Here is a 20054-nt window from a genome sequence, read left to right on the forward strand (position 1 = left end):
AGGGTTGACCCAAGCTGTTCATAGCCAGGCCCTTAGTTCCCACAACAGCGGGAAATAGTGCAAACGCGTTCTTCCGCGCAGATAAGGGGCACCCGTCGAGCCGCCGGTGCCCGACTTGGTGCCGATCTGGCGTTCGACCATCTGGACATGACGCATCCGCCACTGCGCGGCGGTCTCGTCGTGTGTCAGCAGGTCTTCGGCCAGTTGCCACAGGTCGTCGTAGGACCCGCGGTCTCGCGCCACGGCCAGCAGCGTGTCCATGATCTCCGCATCGGAGATCGGCAGTCCACGCCCGGAGAGGGCGGCGAGGTAGGCGTCCCACAGGGTGGGCTCCTCCAGCCTGCGGCGCAGCCGGGCCAGCTCGGTGTCGCTGGCGTGCCTGAAGCTGCCGAGATAGCGCTCGTCCTTCAGGCCCGACAGGAACTCCAGCTCCCTGAACTGCACGGACTGGAAACCGCTGGCGGGCGCCAGCTTGGCCCGGAACTCGAGAAAGTCCTGGGGCGTCATCGTCTCCAGGACCTCGATCTGCTCGATCAGCACCCGCTCCACCGCGTGCACCCGCTGGAACAGATGCCTGGCCTGCCAGAGCTCCCCCGAGAACATCGTCTCGCGGGCCTTCTCCAGCTCGTGGAGCAGCAGCTTGAACCACAGCTCGTAGACCTGGTGGATGGTGATGAAGAGCAGCTCGTCGGGAGCCTCCGACTGCGGCTGCTGCTGAGCGAGCAGCTCGGGCAGGCGGAGGTAGCCGCCGTACGACAGCCGGCCGCCTTCCTCACCGAACCGCCGATGCGGGGGACCGGGCGCATCGCCGTCGATGCCCACCGAACACCTCCCCCAAAGACGCCCGGCGCTGGTTCACCGGGCGCATGCCTCGCCGTACCGATACCACCCGAAAAGGACATTGACGTCAACGTGACATCGACATCGGGGGCGGATCGTCACCGGAGGCGGAGGGGGCGTTCTTGAGCTCGTCGAGCTCCTCTGGGAGCTCGGCCAGCTCGATGAGCTCCGCCTGGCACTGCTTGCATGTGTCGAGGTGGCGTTCGAACGCCTCGTGCTCCTCTTCATCGAGGACGCCGAGGACATAGGCGGCCACCCCGTCATGCATCAGCCGGCTACCCCCTTGTCCCGCAGCAGTTCGCGGAGAGCCCGGATCCCGTAGTAGAGCCGGGACTTCACCGTGCCCGGTGGTATCCCCAGTATCTCCGCCGCCTCACTTATCGTACGGTCTCGGAGGTACGTCTGCTCAATGACTTCACGGTGTTCTTCGGACAGGCTGCGGAGCGCATCGGCGACAACGATCGCCGAGAGGGCCCGCTCCGAGCCGTCGGGCACGGCCATCATGTCGCTTTCAGGCGGCTCGACCTCGTGAGGCCGGACGCTCTTACGGCGACGTCCATCGATGACGATGCGGCGGGCTACCGTCAGTAGCCACGCCCATATGAGGCTTGGTTCCCATTGCAGTCTTGCCGAGTTACGCCAGGCTCGGACGAGCGTCTCCTGCACCACGTCTTCGGCCCATTGAAGGTCGTTACCTGTCGATTTACGAACGTGGCGCAGCAGAGGGCCGCCGAACTCCTGGTAAAGCACCGCGATGCGATGCTCCGCCTCGGCATCTGCACTCTCGAACCTGCCGTCGAGGTGACCTAGCACGGGGCACATCTTTACACCTTCGTTATCAGTCCGGTAGCCACTCCGATAACTCCAGTCATTTCTAACTATCTCCGGCCATAGGTGAACCACGCCAGGGATGCCCGCGTACCTCCGACCATGCACAGGCTTTTGCGCGGCGAGGTGCTCATGCTCGGCGGCTTCGTCCTGGCGGCTGCAGTGACGATCGCGCTGGTCATGCCACCGTCGATCGATCCCGCCTCCGCTCAATGGACCCAGACGTCGTCTGGCCCCCTCACGGCTGCTGACCGCGATCTGCTGATCAAGGTACGGCAGGCCGGCCTCTGGGAAATGCCCGTAGGCCAGTACGCAGAGACCCGCGCCGAGTCCCAGCGCGTCAAGGAAGTCGGCCAGTTGATCATGAAAGATCACATGAAACTGGACCTGATCACCCGGCAGGTCGCCGCGAAGCTCGGGGTGGCGCTGCCCGACGAGCCCAACCCCGACCAGCAACGCTGGATGGCCCAGCTCGCTTCGGAAAGCGGCCCGGCCTTCGACAAGGACTTCGCGAACCTGTTGCGTGCCGCGCACGGCAAGGTCTTCACCGTCGTGGCGGGCGTACGGGCCGGGACCCGTAACTCCGAGGTCAGGAAGTTCGCCCAAGAGGGCGTGAACTACGTCATGAGACACATGGCCCTGCTCGAGTCCACCGGCCTGGTCGATCACAGCGAGCTTCCTGAAGCCCCGACGCCCTCACCCGCTCCACCCGTCGCATTGGCGGGCGAAAAGAGGAGACAAGCATGAGGAGATCCAGACGCATGGCCGCGGCCATGTCCGCCTTGGCGGTGGCGGCAGGCGGACTGGTGTCCGCGGCCGTCATAGGCGCCGGCCCGGTCCTTGCCGACCACTGCGACCCGGCCCAGGCCACCGCGTCACCCTCGGCGCAGCAGCGTCAGCAGGATCAGAACGGCCAGCAGGACGAAGATCAGCAGCAGCAGCCGGACCAGCAGACCCAGGCCCCCGAAGAGCAGAACACCGCCCAGCAGCAGCCCGACGACCAGCAGACGGCCGACCAGCAGACCGGCGATCAGCAGACCGGCGACGACCAGCAGGGCCAGCAGCAGGAGCAGCAGGACCAGACAGGTCAGGGCGGCGGCGCCGCGGTGCTGGACCCGGCCGCCTCACCCGAGCCGGAGGAGACCGCCTCGACGTTCTCGCGGCGCGGCCGCCAGACGCGGACCCCGACCCCCAGCCCGAGTCCGAGCCAGAGCCAGACTCAGGACCCCGACGACCAGGGGACGGGATCGCCCTCCCCCAGCGCCTCCCCGACGGCCACCGATGAGCACGACGAGTGCCTCGACCTGGGCCCGTTCGTCGAGGACTTCGTCAACATCCGCCAGGTTCAGTCCGTCCAGCAGGACGCGCGCACCGGCAGGAACGGCTCCCGCGGCACGTTCGTCTCCCAGTGCGGGACCAACCGCAACGGCCACAACAACCCCGACAACTTCATCGTCGCCCCCGGCGTCAGCAACGGGGCGCACCACCTGCACGACTACGTGGGCAACCTGTCGACGGACGGATTCTCCACCGACGAAAGCCTGGCCGCCGCGGGGACGACCTGCCGGCAAGGCGACCTGTCCACGTACTTCTGGCCGGTGCTCAGAGACCGCAAGGTGGACGTGAACACCGACGACCCGGACGGCAACGTCGGCCAGGTGCTGCGGGCCCGCTCCGTGACGCTCCAGTTCCGCGGCAACGCCACCTCCAGGGTGGTCGCGATGCCGAGGTTCCTCCGGCTCATCACCGGTGACGCCAAGGCGGCCACGAACGGCACCGCGAACGCCCGCGCCGGCTGGAGCTGCACGGGATTCCAAAACCGCATAAGTCCGGACAAATACACGCTTTGCCCGCGCGGTAGTCAGGTTCTTCGTATCCTGGACTTCCCTAGCTGCTGGGACGGCCAGAACACCGACAGCGCAAACCACCGCACGCACGTGGTCTTCCCCGGCCAGGGTGGTGCTTGCCCGCAGGGCACCAGAGCGATTCCCGCACTTCGCATGACCCTCGCGTACACCGTACCTGCGGGTCCCTCCTACGCCGTGGACGCCTTCCCGGAACAGAAGCACAACCCGGTCACCGACCACGCCGACTTCGCCAACGTCATGCCCGATCGGCTGATGCAGTCCGTCGTCTCATGCATCAACCGGGGCCGCCGTTGCTGACCTGACTGACGCCCCTGCGGGCACTCGCCTTCCGAGTCGCACCCTCACCCGACCTTGGAGGGAAATAGATGCTCCACAGACGACACCCCCTGCACGCCCCCACCAAGCTGGACTCAAGAAGTGTCCGGCTGGGGGCGAGCGCGGCGATCACGGCCATCCTGCTGTCAGCGTTCGCGCTGACCAGGACGGAACGTGGCGTCTCGTTGCTCGGCCAAGGGGTCGGCTTCCTCGAGTTCTACGCGGGCGTGTTCGCCCTGGTGCTGCTGACCGCGACCGTCGCGCTCGGCCTGCTCACCACCGAACGCGTCTTCCTGTCACCGGCCAACCGGGTCCGTGCGCAACTCGCGCACCGGGCCACCGCGCTCATCGGGCTGGCCTACCTGGTGACGCACATCTCACTCATGATCAGCTTGGGGCACGTGCCTCCGGGTGCAGCGGTCGTGCCGGTGGCCGGGCTCTCCGTAGGACTCGGCACTCTGGCCTTCGACCTGATGGTCGTGGCCGTGGTCACGGGAATGCTGAGGGGCCGGTTCGCCGTCAGGACCAAGCCGTGGATGTGGCGGACGTTGCACTCCGCCGCGTACGTGGCCTGGCCGATCGGGATCATGCACGGATTGACGGCCGGCCGTCCGCCGGCCGGCTGGGTGGCCTGGTCGTACGTGGCCTGCCTGGCGGCGGTCGGCTCAGCGCTCATCGTGCGCGTGCTGGCCTCCATGCGCCGGCCGGCCCTGGCACCTGAGCTGGTCCAGGGACCCGCGGTGGCGCCCGCCATGGCTGGATCCGTACCGGCTTCCGGCGTACCAGTGGAACGGCCGCAGACGGCGGCCACAGCGAACGCGGCCGCTGCAGCGGCCGCGAAGGTCAGCGCACCGGTCAGCCTCGCAGAGGCGCGGCGCAGATACCGGGAGGCCGGATGAGCCCGACCGCGTTCCCCATGGAGCGACTGTGATTCCGGCCCGGGTGCCGCGGGTGTTACGCATGGGCCCGGCCCGGCTGACCGCCGGGCTCGACCACTGCCGGCGCCTCGACCTCCCCGCCCACCGCACCCTCCACGGCGTCATGGAGCCTCGTGAGCTCGGTGAGCTCATCTCCGCCGCCAACGACGTGGACATGCGGGGGCGGGGCGGCGCGGCCTTCCCCTTCGCTCGCAAGCTGCGGGCCGTCGCCGACGCGGCGGGCTCGGGCGACAGCGTCGTCCTGGTCAACGGGGCCGAGGGCGAGCCGGCCAGCTCCAAGGACGCCATGCTGCTCACCCGCAACCCGCACCTGGTGCTGGACGGCGCGGTGCTGGCGGCCGAGGCGCTGGGCGCGCGCGAGGTGGTCGTCGCCACGGCCGGTGGCGAGGTCGCCGAGGCGTCCGTCGCCGCCGCCGTGGCCGAGCGCCGCAACGCGAACATCTCCGGCGGAGCGGAGAGCCGCGTCCCGATCAGGGTGGTCGGGATCAAGGAGCGGTTCATCTCCGGAGAGGGCGGCGCGCTCGTCCGCGCCGTCAACGGCGAGGAGGGCATCCCGCCCGGCAGGAAGAAGCGGGCCGCCACGAGTGGCGTGGACGGCCTGCCCACCCTGCTGTCCAACACGGAGACCTACGCCCAGTTCGCGCTGCTGGCTGAGTACGGGCCGGAGAAGTACGCCGAAGTGGGCACCACCAAGGAGCCCGGCACCATCCTGCTCACCGTCAGCGGCGGCGCCGCCAACGGCGCGGTCATCGAGGCGCCCACGGGCACCCTGCTGGCCGACGTCCTCGCCCTGTGTGAGGCGGAGGCAGGCGACGGGGTGCTCGTCGGCGGCTTCCACGGCGCGTGGCTGTCGCCCGACGAGGCCGAGACCGCCGTGATCTCACGCGAGGGCATGAAGGCGGCAGGGGCCACCCTGGGCGCCGGGATCATCGTCCCGCTCGGCGAGTCCACCTGCCCCCTGGGCGAGGCCGCGAGAGTGGCCTCGTACCTGGCGGCCGAGTCGGCGGGCCAGTGCGGCCCGTGCCGGCTCGGCCTGCCCGACGTGGCCAGGGCCCTGTGCGCGCTGGCCGAGGGCACGGGCTCGGTGGACGCGGTACGGCGCTGCGTCCGCGTGGTCGAGCGGCGCGGCGCGTGCTTCCACCCCGACGGCACGGCCAAGTTCGTGCTGTCGGCGCTGGACGCGTTCGAGAGCGAGATCGCGCTCCACCTGGAGCACGGCTCGTGCGGCCGCCCGGTACGCGGCATCCTCCCGATGCCCGAGCGCGAGGCGGAGGTCGAATACCGGCTGGAGGTCGACTGGTCCCGTTGCCAGGGGCACGGGCTGTGCGCGCACCTGCTGCCGGAGTTCGTGGACCTGGACGACTACGGGTTCCCGTCGTTCAGGAGCGTCCCCGGGTTCATGGCCAAGGAGGCGCGCAGGGCGGTCGAGATGTGCCCGGCGCTGGCCCTGCGGCTCTCGGAGACGACCGGCGACGGTCCCAAGCCCGTCGGGTCGCCGCTGCGCCTGGTCAAGGACGGAGTGCTCAAGAAAGCCGGGACGGCTGCGCCCCGGCTGACCAGGGTGGCCTCCACGTCCGCCCAGAACGCCGCCGGATTCGGAGGGACGGCCGGGTGATCCCGAAGTGATGGACATGTGACCAACCTGGCGGCTCGTTCAGACGTCTCACCGATCGGCTCCACACGATCAGCTCGGGGAGACGTCCATGGACCGCCGCGAATTTCTGCATGCCGCCGCTCTCGCCCCATTGGCCGGGTCGGCTCTTTCTGCTGCGCCCACACTTTCCGGGCCGGCTCGTGGGCCGGCCCTTTCGGCGTCGGCTTCTTCTGCGTCCGCTCTTTCTGCGTCGGCTTCTTCTGGGCCGGCCTTTTCTGGGTTGGCTGGGCACGCGCCCCCGCCGAACTGGGCCGGGCTGCGGCGGCGGCTGACGGGCACGCTCGTGCTGCCCGGCGACGGCGGTTACGACGGCGCGCGCCGCCTGTACAACCCGGCCTTCGACCGGGTCAGGCCGGGCGGCGTCGCCTATTGCGCGAACGCGGCCGACGTGTCCCAGTGCCTGGCCTTCGCGCGGGCCGGCGGCGTGCCGGTCACGACCCGTTCTGGCGGGCATTCGTACGCGGGCTGGTCGACCGGCACCGGCCTGGTCATCGACGTGTCCAGGATGAGCTCGGTCGCCTACGCGGGCGGCCGGGCCACGATCGGGGCCGGCGCCAAGCTGATCGACGTCTACGACCGGCTCGCCCGCCACGGCGTGAGCATCCCCGCCGGCTCCTGCCCCACGGTCGGGATCGGCGGCCTCACGCTGGGCGGCGGGCTCGGGGTGGTGTCCAGGCAGCACGGGCTCACGTGCGACGTCCTGGAGTCCGTACGCCTGGTCACGGCCGACGGCCGGTTGCTGACCTGCGACGCCCAGCATCACGCCGGGCTCTTCTGGGCCTGCCGCGGCGGTGGCGGGGGGAACTTCGGCGTCGCGGTGTCGTTCACGTTCAGGACCCACGCGGCGCGCGAGCTGACCGTGTTCTCGCTGCACTGGCCCTGGTCGCGGGCGGGAGCGGCGGTACGCGCCTGGCAGTCGTGGGCGCCGTCCGCGCCTGCCGAGCTGTGGTCGTCGCTGCACCTGGGCAGGGGGGCGGGCGGGCTGGACGTGCAGATCGTCGGCACGTACGCGGGGCGGAAGTCCGCGCTCGACCGGCTGCTGGCCCCGCTCACCGGGAAGGCCGGGCGGCCGTCGGCGCGGATGGCCAGGACGGTCTCCTATCTGGACGCCATGAAGTTCATGGGCGGCTGCTCGTCGATGTCGGTCGCCGAGTGCCGCCGGATGCCTCGGGTGGCGTTCTCGGCCAAGTCGCACCTGGCGTACCGGGCGCTGCCGGCGGATGGCGTGCGGGCGCTGGTGAGCGGCGTGGCACGGGGCGGGCGGCATTCGGTGCTGCTGGACGCGATGGGCGGCGCGATCGGGCGGGTGGCTCCGGCGGCCACCGCTTTTCCGCATCGGGCGGCGATGTACAGCGTGCAGTATTACGCGGAGGGGACGAGCCGGGAATGGTTGCGCGGGCTCCACAGCGACATGTCCCGACATTTCGGGGACCATGCCTATGTGAATTACATTGACCCTGATTTGAGGAATTGGCGCAATGCGTATTATGGGGCGAACGCGGCGCGGCTGGCCGAGGTGAAATCCACCTACGACCCCGGCCGGCTGTTCCGGCTGCCGCAGGGCGTGTAGGCCGGCGCGGGCGGGGCTGGGGCGCTTACCGGCGGGCCGGTGCGAGCGGGTCGGGTCAGAACTTCCCGCGTACGTACACGGGCTCGCCCACCTTGATCATCTCGTACAGGCGCTTCGACGTGGTCAGCGGCAGGCGTACGCAGCCGTGCGAGGCGGGCCGCAGCGGGACCTGCGTGGAGCCGTGCATGGCGATGCCCCCGACGAAGTACAGCGAGTTGAACATGGAGCCCAGCCGGCCGGTCGTCCAGCCAGGCGTGCGGTTGTTCACCCGGAAATCCCCCACCGGCGTGACGGCGTTGCCGCAGTGGCCATTGTGGCAATAGGCCACCTCAGCACCGGTCGAGATGTGCGAATACAACACCGGTCGCCGGTGCCGGTAGACGGTCAGCAACTGGTCGCGCAGGCTGATCTCCACCCGGTCCGCGCCGCCGTCGGGCACCAGGGGCCGCACGCGGGCCGGCTTGTCGAGCGCCCGCCACACCTCCGAGCCCGCCGCCTCCCTGGGCTTCAGCCGCCGGTTCTTCTGAAAGGCCCAGACCGCGTACTTCGTCTGGTCGTCGTAGACGCCGTTGATCTTGCCGTAGTAGTAATGGGCCTCGTGCAGACGGCGCTGCAGCAGCCGGACGGACTCGCCCCGATCGCCGGGCCGCACCACCGCCGGCGCGTCGGCGGCAGGCTCCTCGGCGCCCCGCCCGGCAGCACCGCCCCGCTCGGCGGAGGCGGGAACGACGGCCAGCATCGGCAGCCCACATCCCACGACGAAAGCGACGATTCCTCGAAATTTTATGATCATAAATCAATGACTACCCAGTTCGCCGCCAATTCACCTCTAGTGAAGGTTTTGTCGGGCAAAAGGCCAGGCGAATTAGCGAATGCCAATAAAGACGGGCATTTCGCATTTATACGCCAAGAACCGAAAAAAGCAGTCGCGAGTCGGCCGGGACGTCTGGGAGGATCCGGTGGCATGCGTAACTGGCCACTGTCCGAGCTGTCCATCACCACGCCGCGCCTGGAGCTGCGTCATCCCTCGCTCGACGACCTCGACGAGCTGGGAGACCGGGCGGCGGAGGGCGTCCACGAGGACGGCTTCATGCCCTTCCTCTTCCCCTGGACGGACACCGACCCGGCCGGGCGAGCCAGAAGCACGATGCAGTACCACTTCCGCATGTGGGCCGAGCTCTCCCCGGCGAGCTGGTCGATCGACTTCGTCGTGGTGCACGACGGCCGGATCGTCGGCACCCAGGGCATCGCGGCGAAAAACTTCCTCGTCACCCGCGAGGCCGGGACCGGCTCCTGGCTCGGCCGGCGCTTCCAGGGCCAGGGCATCGGCACCGAGATGCGCAAGGCGGTGCTCCACCTGGCCTTCGCCGGCCTGGGCGCGAACTACGCCGTGACGGAGGCGTTCGAGGACAACCACGCCTCGCTGGCGGTGACGCGGAAGCTCGGCTACCAGGGCGACGGCGTCACCATGCACGACCGCCAGGGCAAACCCGCCCTCACCCACCGCTTCCGCCTGGCCAGGGAGGACTGGACGGAATCGCCCGGTTTCGAGATCCACAACCTGGCCGGCTGCCTCCCCCTCTTCGGCCTCGACACCTGACCGAGACGCCCAGGCCGAGACGCCCGACCCGCGCCCCCCAGGCCGAGACGCCCGGCCCGCGCCCCCCAGGCCGAGACGCCCGACCCGGGACGCCCGACCCGCGACACCGGCCCCCGAGCCGCCTGGCCCGGGGGCGAAGCGGGTCAGGCGTCGCGCCGGCTCAGCAGCAGCCCGCCGCCCAGCAGCGCCGCCACCGCCCAGGCCGCCAGCACGCCCAGGCCGGCCCACGGGCCGATGGGGAAGCCGGGCAGATCCGTGGTGGCCTGCACGGTCAGCCCCGCGTTCGTCGGGGAGATCGTCCAGAGCAGGCGCTGCACGTCCGGGTCGCGTACCACGAGGATGGCGAACGGGAACGCGTACAGCAGGCCGAGCACGACCCCGGTGGCCGCGGCCGAGTCGCGTACGGCGGTGGCCAGCCCCAGGCTGAGCAGCCCGATCAGCGCGAGATACAGGACGGAGCCGGCGGCGGCGCGCAGCGTCGGCCCGTCGGCCAGGGAGAGCGGCGGATAGCCGTGCGCGGGCGTGTACCCGCTGCCGGGCAGGATCAGCCGCCCGGCCAGGACGGATCCGAGCACGGCCACACTCCCCGCGGCCAGCGTCAGGCCCGTGACCACGACCCCCTTGGCGGCCAGGGCGGTGACCCTGCGCGGCATCGCGGTGAGGCTCGTACGGATCATGCCGGTGCTGTACTCGCCGCAGACCGTCAGCACGGCCAGCAGGGCGACCATGGCCTGGCCGAGCTGGACCCCGATCAGGCTGATCCTGGTCGCGTCCTGACCGCACCCCGCCGCCGCGCAGGGCACGACCGCCGCCGCCGTGGCGCTCAAGGCCACGGTCAGCACGACGACCGCGACCAGAAGCCACGCGGGCCCGGGGAGCGTGCGCACCTTGGTCCACTCGGCGCGCACCGCCCACCGCAAGGACCGGTCCCCCGCCACGTCCCGCCCCCGGGTCCGCACCGCCACGCCGTCGATCACCCGAGCCCTGTGCCCCACGTGCCCCCGCCTCATACGTCCCTCCTGCGCAGCCGGTACGCGGCCAGCCCGAGCACCAGGCCCGCGTACGCGCACATGACCGCGAACCCCGCCCACGGCGGCAGCGGGAAGTACCCCTCCGTCGGCGCGAACCGCGCGGTCGCCTGCGGATACGCGATCAGGCTCTGCTGGATCGCGAACCCGGCCGCGGGAGTGACCCGCAGCAGCCACTTCGCCGCCTCGTCGGGCAGGATGGACGCGGTCGCCAGCACGTACGGCACCAGGAAGGCCGCGACGGCCACCACCACCGCCATGGCGCTGCGCCGGAACAGAGCCCCCAGCCCGAGCGCGAAGACGGCGGCGACCGCGAGCAGCCCCGCGGTGCCCGCGATCACCCGCAGCTCGGTCGGCAGCGGCGCGAACGCGATGGGCATCCCGTTGGCCGCCAGCAAGGACCGCCCGACGGGCACCGTGACGGCGACGCCGAGCAGCCCGCAGGCGAAGGCGGCCCCGGCGACCACGACCGCCTTCGCCGCCAGCATCCGCCCGCGCCGCGGACCGGCGATCAGGGTGGTCCTGATCAGCCCCCGCCGGTACTCCACGGTGACGAACAGCACCCCCACCACGATCACCGCGATCAACCCCATCAGCGCCCCGACCAGCAGGCGCTCGATCGGCAGGCCCTCCGCCAGCGGCGCGATGTCGCCGACCCCGGTGACGGTGAACGTGCCGCCGGACAGCACGGACCGCCCGGGATGGTGCGGCGTCCCGTCGAGCTCCTTGGTGACACCGATGTCGTCACGGCTCCACGTGCCGCCGGCGGCCGGGCCGCGCAGCGTGACCCGGTCCATGACGGCGGTGGCCTCGGCGAACCGCGACGCCGTGGCCGACCCTCCGAGCACGTTCCGCGAGACCGTCAGATCGCCGGGAGAGGCGGCGAACAGCCCGATGCGCACCTTCTCCGGCTGCCCGGCCAGGCGGGCCGTGCCCACCTTCGTCCACCGCTCGCCGTCGGCCGACTCCTCGCCGGTGATCGTGTCGCCGGTCCTGGTCAGCCGCAGCCAGCGCGGTGCGGACGCCGAGACGCGGCCGGGAAGCCCTGCCACGTCCTCGGTGAAGTCGTGCTGCATCCGGACGCCGTGCTCGCCGGTGATCATCACCGCCGCGTACGTGGCCCCCTGCCGGGTGCTCTCCTTGATCATGACCCCGGCCTTCGCCCAGGGCACGACTCCGGGGACCACGTTCCTGACGCCGGGGGTGACATCCGGTTTGCGGAGCTCGCCGGTCAGGGAGCTCACGCGTACGGTGATGCTCCCGTCGCCGTCCAGCGGCTGGTGCACGAAGTAGAAGTGATCCTCCACCGCCTCCCCGCCCGGCCCGGTGGGCGGCACGGGACAGGGCACCTCGACCGGCCCGGCGCTGCACGAGGACTGGCTGCCCGCCGCGAAGATCAGCCCGAGCAGCACGATGAGCAGGGTCGAGAGCGCCATGCCGATCATCCAGCCGCGTACCGTGCGGAGCTTGGTCCACTCCGCGCGGAGCGCCTGCGCGAAGCCGTCGCGCCCGGCCGCCTGACGCGACCGGTAAGGCGTGACCGCGGTCATCGCGCCGCCCCCCTGAACTCGACCGCGTCCCTGGTCAGGTCCAGGTACGCCTCTTCCAGCGTGGCGCGGTGCGCGGACACCTCGGAGAAGGCCACCCCCTGCGCCCCGAGCAGCCGTACGATGTGCTCGGCCGCCAGCCCCGAGACGATCAGCGTGTCGCGCTCCGTCACGGTCACCGTGGCCCCGGCGCCGGCCAGCACCGACATGGCCTCCGGGCGGGCCGCGGTGCGCAGCGTCACCCGGTCGCGGGACGCGGTCGTGATCAGGTCGGCCACGCTGGTGTCCGCCACCACCCGGCCCCTGCCCACCACCACGAGATGGCCGGCGGTGTCCTGGAGCTCGCTCATCAGATGGCTGGACACCAGCACGGCACGCCCTTCCGCGGCCAGCGACCGCAGGAAGCCGCGGATCCACACGATGCCTTCCGGATCGAGGCCGTTGAACGGCTCGTCCAGCATGAGCACCGGAGGATCGCCGAGCAGCGCCGCGGCGATCCCGAGCCGCTGCCGCATGCCCAGCGAGAAGCCGCCGGTCTTGCGCCGGGCGGCCGTGCTCAGCCCGGCCTGCTCGATCACCTCGTCCACCCGCCCGGCGGCCAGGCCCTGGGAGTGGGCCAGCCAGAGCAGGTGGTTGCGCGCGGTGCGGCTCGGCTGCAGCGCGCCGGCGTCCAGCAGCGCGCCGACGTGGCTCAGGGGGCGGCGCAGGCTCGCGTACGGCCGCCCGCCCACCAGCGCGCGCCCCTCGTCGGCGGCGTCCAGGCCGAGCACCACCCGCATGGTGGTGGACTTGCCCGCGCCGTTGGGCCCGACGAACCCGGTGACCTGACCTGGCAGCACGGTGAACGACATGTCGTCCAAGGCCAGGGTCCGGCCGAACCGCTTGCGCAGGCCGGTGACTTCGATGGTTGCTTCCACGCCAGGCAGACTAGGCAGCGAAGGCGGTCGCGGTCGTCACGCGGCGGAGTGATCCGCGGCGTCGCTGGCTCCAGCTACCCCTCATCCCTCACACGAGGGATGCCAGGACTCCGCAGGCCCGTGACAATGGGTTTCGTGGAGCGAGTGGTGGATGGGAGCGGCCGGCCGGCCCGGTGGAGACGCCGGATCGCGAGCGCGTCGCCGTTCGGCCCGTCCGTGGCCGCTCACCTGCCGATGGTGGCCGGCACGCTGCTGGCGCTGCTGGCCGTGGCCGAGTCGATCACGCAGGCGGGCGGCGCGACGGCGTTGGGGAGCACGGAGAGCGTGCCGGTGGGCGCGATGCCCATGCCCTCTGACGACGTCCCGGAGGCCGGCTCAGGGCCACCCCTGCTCTTCCTGGTCTTCCCGCTGCTGGCCCTGGCCACGACGCTGCCGCTGCCGCTGATGTGGGCGCAGCCGGTCGCCGCGGCGCTCCTGGCCACGGGCGCCGGTGTGCTGTCGATCCTGGCCTTCCACACGATGACCGCGGCCGGCCTGGTCGCCCAGCTGGTCACCGGCTACCGGTTCGGCCGTCGTGGGTCCCCGGTGGCCGCCGTGCTGGTCACGGTCCCGTACCCGCTGCTGGCGGTGCTCGTCCCGGCCGATCAGCCGGACGGCCGGCTGCGGGTCTACACGCTGCTCCTGGCCTGCCTGGCGCCGGTGGCGGCGCTGACGGGGATCGCCGTCCGCGTGCGCGGCCGGACCATCGCCGACACCGCCGCCCGCCAGGTCATCGCCGAGAGCCTGGTGGAGCACACGGCGCGCGGCGAGCGCGCCCGCATCGCCCGCGAGCTGCACGACGTGGTCGCCCACCACATCTCCATGGTCGCGGTGCAGGCCGAGACCGCCCGGCTCGCCGTCCCGGGCATGCCGGCGGCGGGCGCGGAGCGGCTGCTGGCGATCGGCGACACGGCCAGGGCGGCGCTGACCGAGATGCGGCGGCTGCTCGGCGTGCTGCGCGCGGACGCCGACGAGGAGGCGGCCTGGCGGCCCCAGCCGGGCCTGCGCCTCGGCGAGCTCAACGAGCTGATCGACGAGGCTCGGGACGCTTCTGGCACGGGCACTCGCCTGATCCTGCGCGGCACGCCTGTCGTGCTCGACCCCGGGGTGGAGCTGGCCGCGTACCGGATCATCCAGGAGGCGCTCACCAACGCGCGGCGGCACGCGCCCGGGGCCGCGGTGGACGTGGAGCTCGACTACACCGGTGCCGAGCTGCTCCTGTCCGTCAGAGACAACGGCCCTGGCAGCGGGGATGCGGGCGGGGGCCATGGGCTGTCGGGGATGCGCGAGCGCGCCGCGGCCGTCGGGGGCGAGCTGCGCACCGGCCCGGCGCCCGGCGGCGGCTTCCGCGTCGAGGCCCGGCTGCCGGGCAAGGACGAGGAAGCCGGGTGAGCGCCGGGATGAGCGCCGCGGTCAGGGTGGTGATCGCCGACGATCACCTGGTCGTGCGCACCGGGTTCGCCGAGCTGCTCGACACCCAGCAGGACTTCGAGGTCGTCGGCACCGCCGCCGACGGGTCGGAGGCGGTGCGGATCTGCCGCGAGCTGACGCCCGACGTGGTGCTCATGGACGTGCGCATGCCGGTCATGGACGGCATCGAGGCCACCAGGCGGCTCACCGGCGACGGCGGGCCCAAGGTGCTCATCCTGACCACGTTCGACCTGGACGAGTACGTCTACGACGCCCTGCGCGCGGGAGCCAGCGGCTTCCTGCTCAAGGACGTCACCGCCGAGCGGCTCTTCGACGCGGTCCGCGTCATCGCCGCCGGGGAGGCGCTGCTGGCCCCGGCCGTCACCCGCCGGCTGATCAGCGAGTTCACCCGCATGGGGCCGAGGTCCGGCGCCCCGGCCAAGGCGCTGGCCGCGCTCACCCCGCGCGAGACGCAGGTGCTCCGGCTCGTCGCCGAGGGCCTGTCCAACCCCGAGGTCGCGGCCCGGCTGACGGTGACCGAGGAGACGGTCAAGACGCACGTGAGCCGCGTGCTGAACAAGCTCGGCCTGCGTGACAGGACCCAGGCCGTGGTGGCGGCGTACGAGACGGGGCTGGTCGTGCCGCGCGGGCGGTCGTGAGCGGGCGCGGCGCCCGCCCACGACCGATGCGTACGGTCAGAAGTCGAACTTGTCGATGTTCTCCTTGTTGAACACGGTCGGCTTGCCGAGCAGCACCTCGCCCTTGGCTCCGACGGTGTACTCGCCGAGCTTGCCGGCCTTGAACTTCTCGCCCTCGGTCCCGGTGATCTGCCCCGAGGCCAGCGCGGCGGCCGCGTACGAGGCCAGGTACCCCAGGTCGGCCGGATTCCACAGCTCGAACGCCTCGATGGTGCCGTCCTTGACGAACTTCCTGAGCTGGTTCGGCGTGCCGAGACCGGTCAGCTTGACCTTCCCCTTGGACGGGGAGTCCGACAGGTAGCGGGCGGCGGCGGCGATCCCGACGGTGGTCGGCGAGATGATGCCGGCCAGATCCGGATATGAGCGCAGCAATCCCTGGGTCTCGGTGAACGACTTCTGGTCGTCGTCGTTGCCGTAGGCGACCTTGACCAGCTCCATGTCCTTGTACTCGGGCTTCTTGAGCTCATCCTTCATGAACTCGATCCAGGTGTTCTGGTTGGTCGCGTTCGGTGTGGCGGAGAGCACGGCGATCTTGCCCTTGTGGTCGATCTGCTCGGCCAGGAGCTGCACCTCCGTACGGCCGAGGTCCTCGGCACCGGCCTGGTTGACGAACACGTCACGGCCCTCGGCCGCGGTGTCGGAGTCGTAGCTGACGACCTTGATCCCGGCGGCCCGTGCCTGCTTGAGCGCGGGGACGACCGCGTTGGGGTCGTTCGCGGAGATCACGATGGCGTCCTGCTTCTGCTGCATCAGCGTGTTGATGTAGGACACCTGCGAGGACGCGCTGGCGTCGGACGGGCCGACCTCCTTGCCCTCGCCACCGAACTCCTTGGCGGCCTCGATGCCGCCGTTGTCGGCGATCGTGAAGTACGGGTTGTTCACCTGCTTCGGCAGGAAAGCGATCTTCAGTCCTTGCTTGAGCGGGGCGTTCGGATCGGCCGCGGCCGACGACGCGGCGGTGGCGGCGGGCGCGGAGGACTGCTGCTGCGCCACGTCGGTCTTCGTGGTGCCGCCGCAGGAGGCTGTCAGCAGGACGAGTCCCGCTATGAGCGCTGTAGAACGCCAAGGGGTGCGCGTTGTCATGAAACGGACTTCCCTTCCACTTGTGGAGTTGTGCGCCGCCGCCAGAACGCCCCCAAGTTCGGCGCCAGCACGGATGCGACGAGTAGCAGGCCCGTCACGAAGTTGAGCACCTCGTTGGCCACATCGGCCAGGATCAGCGCATTGCGTACGACGCCGAGCAGCAGCACCGCCATCAGGACGCCGGGCAGCGTGCCGCGGCCGCCGAAGATCGACACACCGCCGAGCAGTACGGCGGCCACCACGGCCAGCTCCAGGCCGACGCCGTTGTCCGCCCGCGCGCTGGCGTACCGGAAGGTGTAGACGAGGGAGGCCAGCGAGGCCATCACCCCGGAGGCCACGAACAGCCAGAGCTTGATCCGCTTGACCCGGACGCCCGAGAAGTAGGCGGCGTCCACGTTCGAGCCGAGCGCGAAGATCGAGCGGCCGAGGCCGGTCGCGTGCAGCACCACGCCCGCCACCGCCGCCAGCACCACGACCAGCAGCGTCGCCAGCGGGATCGGGCCCACCGAGGCCGTGGCCAGGCTCGTGTAGGCCGGGGGCAGGTCGGCGACCGCCTGGTCGCCGAGCATCACGTACGCCAGCCCGCGGAACAGCGCGAACGTCCCGATCGTCACCGCCAGCGAGGGCAGGCCGAGCCGGGTGACGAGCAGGCCGTTGAAGGCCCCGCACGCCGCGCCGACCAGCAGGCAGATCGGCATGATCGCCTCGATCGGGAGCCCGGCGTTCCACAGCCAGCCGAGCACCGCGCAGGACAGGCCGAGCGTGGAGGCCACCGACAGGTCGATCTCGGCCGCCACGATCACCAGCGTCATGGTGAGCGCCATCAGGGCGATCTCGGTGGTGTCGAGGAGCAGGAAGGAGACGTTGGAGACGTTGGCGAACCCGTCGATGCCGAGCGAGGCCCAGAGCACGACGGCCACGAGCAGGACGAGGATCAGCCCTTCCCACCGGCGAGCCACCCTGGCGAGGTCAGCGGGCATCGTGGAACCTCCTGCGGCGGAGTGCGGCGGCGACCCGCAGCGCGAGCACCCGGTCGAGGACGATGGCGGCGATCAGCAGCGCGCCGTTGATGGCCGTCTGCGCGAGCGCGTCCACCCGCAGCACGGCCAGCGCGCTCGTGATCCCGGCCAGCAGCAGCGCCCCGAGCGCGGCCCCGTACACCGTGCCGCTGCCGCCGAAGATCGCCACACCGCCCACCACGACCGCCGCGATCACGTCGAGCTCCTTGCCCGTCGCCACGGTGGCGTCCACGGTGCCGAAGCGGGCCGCCCACATGATCCCGGCCAGCCCGGCCAGCGCCCCGTTGGCGACGAAGGCGGCCACGATCCTGCGCCGCACCCGGATCCCGGCCAGCACGGCGGCCTCGGGGCTGGAGCCGATGGCGTACAGCTCGCGACCGGCCCGCAGGTTGCGCAGCATCCAGCCGACGACCAGGAGCACGGCCAGGGCGACCAGCGCGGGCAGCGGAATCCCGAGCACCGATCGGGTGCCGAGGGACAGGAAGCTCTCGGGCATGTCGGCCGCGTTCACCTGCCGTCCGCCCGCCCAGGCGTAGTCGATGCCGCGGAAGGCGTACAGGGTGCCGAGGGTGGCCACCAGCGCGGGCACCTTGGCCACGCCGACGAGCAGGCCGTTGATCGCCCCGCAGGCCGCGCCGAGCAGCACGCACCCGGCGATCACCACCGGGATCGGCACGCCGGGGTTGTCGGCCAGGATCAGCGCGCCCCCGAACGCCGACAGCCCGACCACCGAGCTGACCGAAAGGTCCACGTTCCTGGTGATGACGACGAGGGTCTGCCCGACCGCGAGCATGGCCACGATCGCGGAGTTGAGCAGGATGTCGCGCAGGCTGGCGTAGGTCAGGAAGCTTGGGTTCACCGCGCCGGTGACGCCGAACAGGATGCCGAGCGCCACCACGATGCCCAGCTCGCGCACCCTGGCGACCCGGTCGACCAGCCGCCGGCCGCCGTTGGACCGTCGGGTCTCCGCCTCGGCCTCGGTCACGGTCACCCGGCACCCCTTCCGGTGACGGCCGCCCGCACGCGACCCCTGGTCCTGCTCACGCGGCACCCCTCCCGGTGGCGGCAGCCCGCACGCGACCCCTCATCCCGCTCACGCGACGCTCCTCCCGGTGGCGGCCGCCATCACGCTCTCCTCCGTCGCCTCCGCGCGGCCGATCTCCGCGACCAGCCGCCCTTCGTGCATGACCAGCACCCGATCGGCCATGCCCAGCACCTCCGGCAGCTCCGACGAGATCATCAGCACCGCCACCCCACCGGCCGCCAGCTCGGACAGCAGGCGATGCACCTCGGCCTTCGTGCCCACGTCGATGCCCCGGGTGGGCTCGTCCACGATCAGCACGGACGGCTTGCGGGCCAGCCACTTGGCCAGGACGACCTTCTGCTGGTTGCCGCCGGACAGCACGTTCACCGGATCCGTCAGCCGCCCGAACTTCAGCCGCAGCCGCACCGCCCAATCCCTGGCCCGCTCCCGCTCGGCCGGCCGGGAGATCAGCGGCCCCCTGCGTACGGAGGCCAGCCCGGCGAGCCCGATGTTGCGCTCGATGGACAGGTCCATGACGAGCCCCTGCTGCCGCCGGTCCTCGGGCACCAGCGCCAGGCCCGCCGCCATCGCGGCCGTGGGGCTCGCGGGCCGCAGCCGCCGCCCGTCCACCTCGACGCTGCCCGCGTCCCACCGGTCGATCCCGAACACGGCCCGCGCCACCTCGCTGCGCCCAGCCCCGACCAGCCCGGCCAGCGCGACGATCTCGCCGCGCCGCACCTCGAAGGACACGTCGGTGAACACGCCCTCACGGGTGAGCCGGCGCACCTGGAGCGCCACCTCGCCGGTGTCCGTCTCCTGCTTGGGGAACAACGCCTCCAGGTCCCGGCCGACCATGCGGCGTACGAGATCGTCGGCGCTGATGTCGGCGATCAGGTCGCTCGCCACGAAAGCGCCGTCGCGCAGGGTGGTGACCCGTTGGCACAGCTCGAACATCTCCTCCAGCCGGTGCGAGATGAACAGCAGCGCGCACCCCTGCTCGCGCAGCGTCCTCGCGACGCCGAACAGCCGGGCCACCTCCTTGCCCGACAGCGCCGCGGTCGGCTCGTCCATGACGAGCACCCTGGCCCGCAGCGACAGCGCCTTGGCGATCTCGACCAGTTGCTGGTCGGCGATGGACAGGCCGCGGGCCGGCTGGTCGGGGTCGAGCCGCACGCCGAGCCCGGCGAACAGCTCGGCCGCGCTCGCGCGCATGGCCCGCCGGTCGATGCCGAGGCGGGAGCGGGGCTGGCGGCCCATGAAGATGTTCTCCATGACCGACAGGTCGGGGAACAGGGTCGGCTCCTGATAGATCACCGCGACCCCGGCGTGCTGCGCGTCGGCGGGGCCGCCGAACTCGACCGGCTCGCCGTCCAGCAGGATCCGCCCGGAATCCGGCCGGTGCACGCCGGAGAGGATCTTCACGAGCGTGGACTTGCCCGCGCCGTTCTCCCCCGCGAGCGCGTGCGCCTCGCCGGGGAACAGGTCAAGGGACACCTCGCGTACGGCCCTGACCGCGCCGAAGGACTTGCTGACCTGTGAGAGGGATAGAACGGGAGATACATCCATTACCGCACTCCCGGAAAAATCGTTTTAAGCGGTGGGAGGACGGTAGATCAGCCAGCGCCCCGGCGTCAATGGTTGGTTACGACGAGATTTCCATAAGCCCTCTCGCCTGC

At 71.2% G+C, this 20054-nt stretch carries 19 protein-coding genes; 8 read left to right on the forward strand and 11 right to left on the reverse strand.

Annotated elements, in window-relative coordinates:
• Positions 1 to 18: 18 nt before the first annotated feature.
• The 3 genes from ABEA43_RS00210 to ABEA43_RS00220 all read right to left on the reverse strand — a co-directional run bounded on the left by ABEA43_RS00210 (position 19) and on the right by ABEA43_RS00220 (position 1653).
• Positions 19 to 822: a tryptophan 2,3-dioxygenase gene (locus ABEA43_RS00210; protein WP_345557329.1), complete on the reverse strand. Its 804-nt coding sequence runs from the start codon at positions 820 to 822 to the stop codon at positions 19 to 21.
• 85 nt (positions 823 to 907) lie between these two features.
• A complete protein-coding gene (locus ABEA43_RS00215) occupies positions 908 to 1108 on the reverse strand; it encodes a zf-HC2 domain-containing protein (protein ID WP_345557331.1) in 201 nt (66 codons plus the stop codon).
• Entirely contained in the window at positions 1108 to 1653 is a 546-nt protein-coding gene (locus ABEA43_RS00220) for a sigma-70 family RNA polymerase sigma factor (protein ID WP_345557333.1), read from the reverse strand. The genes ABEA43_RS00215 and ABEA43_RS00220 overlap by 1 nt, the downstream gene beginning before the upstream one ends.
• A gap of 129 nt (positions 1654 to 1782) precedes the next feature.
• Here ABEA43_RS00220 and ABEA43_RS00225 point away from each other — a divergent pair, with 129 nt between their 5' ends.
• From ABEA43_RS00225 to ABEA43_RS00245, 5 genes are all read left to right on the forward strand, one after another.
• Positions 1783 to 2415, forward strand: coding sequence for a DUF4142 domain-containing protein (locus ABEA43_RS00225; protein ID WP_345557335.1), 633 nt, complete (start codon positions 1783 to 1785; stop codon positions 2413 to 2415).
• Positions 2412 to 3833 (forward strand): DUF1996 domain-containing protein, encoded by a 1422-nt coding sequence (locus ABEA43_RS00230; protein WP_345557337.1) that lies wholly within the window; start codon positions 2412 to 2414, stop codon positions 3831 to 3833. The genes ABEA43_RS00225 and ABEA43_RS00230 overlap by 4 nt, the downstream gene beginning before the upstream one ends.
• A 68-nt stretch (positions 3834 to 3901) precedes the next feature.
• Positions 3902 to 4750, forward strand: a complete 849-nt coding sequence (locus ABEA43_RS00235; RefSeq protein WP_345557339.1) for a hypothetical protein — start codon at positions 3902 to 3904, stop codon at positions 4748 to 4750.
• Positions 4751 to 4778: 28 nt separating this feature from the next.
• On the forward strand, positions 4779 to 6404 hold the full coding sequence (locus ABEA43_RS00240) for an NADH-ubiquinone oxidoreductase-F iron-sulfur binding region domain-containing protein (protein WP_345557341.1): 1626 nt from the start codon (positions 4779 to 4781) through the stop codon (positions 6402 to 6404).
• 259 nt (positions 6405 to 6663) lie between these two features.
• A complete protein-coding gene (locus tag ABEA43_RS00245; protein ID WP_345557343.1) occupies positions 6664 to 8013 on the forward strand; it encodes an FAD-binding oxidoreductase in 1350 nt (449 codons plus the stop codon).
• Positions 8014 to 8068: 55 nt separating this feature from the next.
• Here ABEA43_RS00245 and ABEA43_RS00250 read toward each other — a convergent pair whose 3' ends face one another.
• Positions 8069 to 8752, reverse strand: coding sequence for a L,D-transpeptidase family protein (locus tag ABEA43_RS00250; RefSeq protein ID WP_345557345.1), 684 nt, complete (start codon positions 8750 to 8752; stop codon positions 8069 to 8071).
• Positions 8753 to 8977: 225 nt separating this feature from the next.
• On the opposite strand from ABEA43_RS00250, the gene ABEA43_RS00255 reads away from it, so the two are divergent.
• On the forward strand, positions 8978 to 9613 hold the full coding sequence (locus tag ABEA43_RS00255) for a GNAT family N-acetyltransferase (RefSeq protein WP_345557347.1): 636 nt from the start codon (positions 8978 to 8980) through the stop codon (positions 9611 to 9613).
• Positions 9614 to 9756: 143 nt separating this feature from the next.
• Here the strand turns inward: ABEA43_RS00255 and ABEA43_RS00260 are convergent, their stop codons facing one another.
• Genes ABEA43_RS00260 through ABEA43_RS00270 form a run of 3 tightly spaced genes read right to left on the reverse strand, consistent with a single transcriptional unit; the run spans position 9757 to position 13105 of the window.
• Entirely contained in the window at positions 9757 to 10623 is an 867-nt protein-coding gene (locus tag ABEA43_RS00260; RefSeq protein WP_345557349.1) for an ABC transporter permease, read from the reverse strand.
• On the reverse strand, positions 10620 to 12191 hold the full coding sequence (locus tag ABEA43_RS00265; RefSeq protein WP_345557351.1) for an ABC transporter permease subunit: 1572 nt from the start codon (positions 12189 to 12191) through the stop codon (positions 10620 to 10622). Before ABEA43_RS00265 ends, ABEA43_RS00260 begins: the two co-directional genes overlap by 4 nt.
• Positions 12188 to 13105 carry an ATP-binding cassette domain-containing protein gene (locus ABEA43_RS00270; protein WP_345557353.1) on the reverse strand — a complete coding sequence of 306 codons (918 nt, stop codon included), beginning with the start codon at positions 13103 to 13105 and terminating at the stop codon, positions 12188 to 12190. The genes ABEA43_RS00265 and ABEA43_RS00270 overlap by 4 nt, the downstream gene beginning before the upstream one ends.
• A gap of 135 nt (positions 13106 to 13240) precedes the next feature.
• Between ABEA43_RS00270 and ABEA43_RS00275 the strand changes: the two genes are divergently transcribed.
• Together ABEA43_RS00275 and ABEA43_RS00280 are read left to right on the forward strand one after the other, a co-directional pair.
• Positions 13241 to 14536: a sensor histidine kinase gene (locus ABEA43_RS00275; RefSeq protein WP_345557355.1), complete on the forward strand. Its 1296-nt coding sequence runs from the start codon at positions 13241 to 13243 to the stop codon at positions 14534 to 14536.
• 8 nt (positions 14537 to 14544) lie between these two features.
• Entirely contained in the window at positions 14545 to 15213 is a 669-nt protein-coding gene (locus ABEA43_RS00280) for a response regulator (protein WP_345558748.1), read from the forward strand.
• 36 nt (positions 15214 to 15249) lie between these two features.
• On the opposite strand, the gene rhaS is transcribed toward ABEA43_RS00280, so the two are convergent.
• The 4 genes from rhaS to ABEA43_RS00300 all read right to left on the reverse strand — a co-directional run bounded on the left by rhaS (position 15250) and on the right by ABEA43_RS00300 (position 19944).
• On the reverse strand, positions 15250 to 16335 hold the full coding sequence (gene rhaS / locus ABEA43_RS00285; RefSeq protein WP_345557357.1) for a rhamnose ABC transporter substrate-binding protein: 1086 nt from the start codon (positions 16333 to 16335) through the stop codon (positions 15250 to 15252).
• On the reverse strand, positions 16332 to 17315 hold the full coding sequence (locus ABEA43_RS00290; protein WP_345557359.1) for an ABC transporter permease: 984 nt from the start codon (positions 17313 to 17315) through the stop codon (positions 16332 to 16334). Before ABEA43_RS00290 ends, rhaS begins: the two co-directional genes overlap by 4 nt.
• On the reverse strand, positions 17305 to 18345 hold the full coding sequence (locus ABEA43_RS00295; protein ID WP_345557361.1) for an ABC transporter permease: 1041 nt from the start codon (positions 18343 to 18345) through the stop codon (positions 17305 to 17307). Before ABEA43_RS00295 ends, ABEA43_RS00290 begins: the two co-directional genes overlap by 11 nt.
• A 102-nt stretch (positions 18346 to 18447) precedes the next feature.
• On the reverse strand, positions 18448 to 19944 hold the full coding sequence (locus tag ABEA43_RS00300) for a sugar ABC transporter ATP-binding protein (protein ID WP_345557363.1): 1497 nt from the start codon (positions 19942 to 19944) through the stop codon (positions 18448 to 18450).
• Positions 19945 to 20054: the final 110 nt, after the last annotated feature.

The organism is Nonomuraea rosea (assembly GCF_039539705.1).
GTDB lineage: Bacteria > Actinomycetota > Actinomycetes > Streptosporangiales > Streptosporangiaceae > Nonomuraea > Nonomuraea rosea.

Coding starts and splice junctions, on each gene's coding strand:
- ABEA43_RS00260 (WP_345557349.1), bottom strand. CDS start 10,623: ATGAGGCGGGGGCACGTGGGGCACAGGGCTCGGGTGATCGACGGCGTG.
- ABEA43_RS00215 (WP_345557331.1), bottom strand. CDS start 1,108: ATGCATGACGGGGTGGCCGCCTATGTCCTCGGCGTCCTCGATGAAGAG.
- rhaS (WP_345557357.1), bottom strand. CDS start 16,335: ATGACAACGCGCACCCCTTGGCGTTCTACAGCGCTCATAGCGGGACTC.
- ABEA43_RS00265 (WP_345557351.1), bottom strand. CDS start 12,191: ATGACCGCGGTCACGCCTTACCGGTCGCGTCAGGCGGCCGGGCGCGAC.
- ABEA43_RS00300 (WP_345557363.1), bottom strand. CDS start 19,944: ATGGATGTATCTCCCGTTCTATCCCTCTCACAGGTCAGCAAGTCCTTC.
- ABEA43_RS00235 (WP_345557339.1), top strand. CDS start 3,902: ATGCTCCACAGACGACACCCCCTGCACGCCCCCACCAAGCTGGACTCA.
- ABEA43_RS00290 (WP_345557359.1), bottom strand. CDS start 17,315: ATGCCCGCTGACCTCGCCAGGGTGGCTCGCCGGTGGGAAGGGCTGATC.
- ABEA43_RS00250 (WP_345557345.1), bottom strand. CDS start 8,752: ATGCTGGCCGTCGTTCCCGCCTCCGCCGAGCGGGGCGGTGCTGCCGGG.
- ABEA43_RS00255 (WP_345557347.1), top strand. CDS start 8,978: ATGCGTAACTGGCCACTGTCCGAGCTGTCCATCACCACGCCGCGCCTG.
- ABEA43_RS00280 (WP_345558748.1), top strand. CDS start 14,545: ATGAGCGCCGCGGTCAGGGTGGTGATCGCCGACGATCACCTGGTCGTG.
- ABEA43_RS00230 (WP_345557337.1), top strand. CDS start 2,412: ATGAGGAGATCCAGACGCATGGCCGCGGCCATGTCCGCCTTGGCGGTG.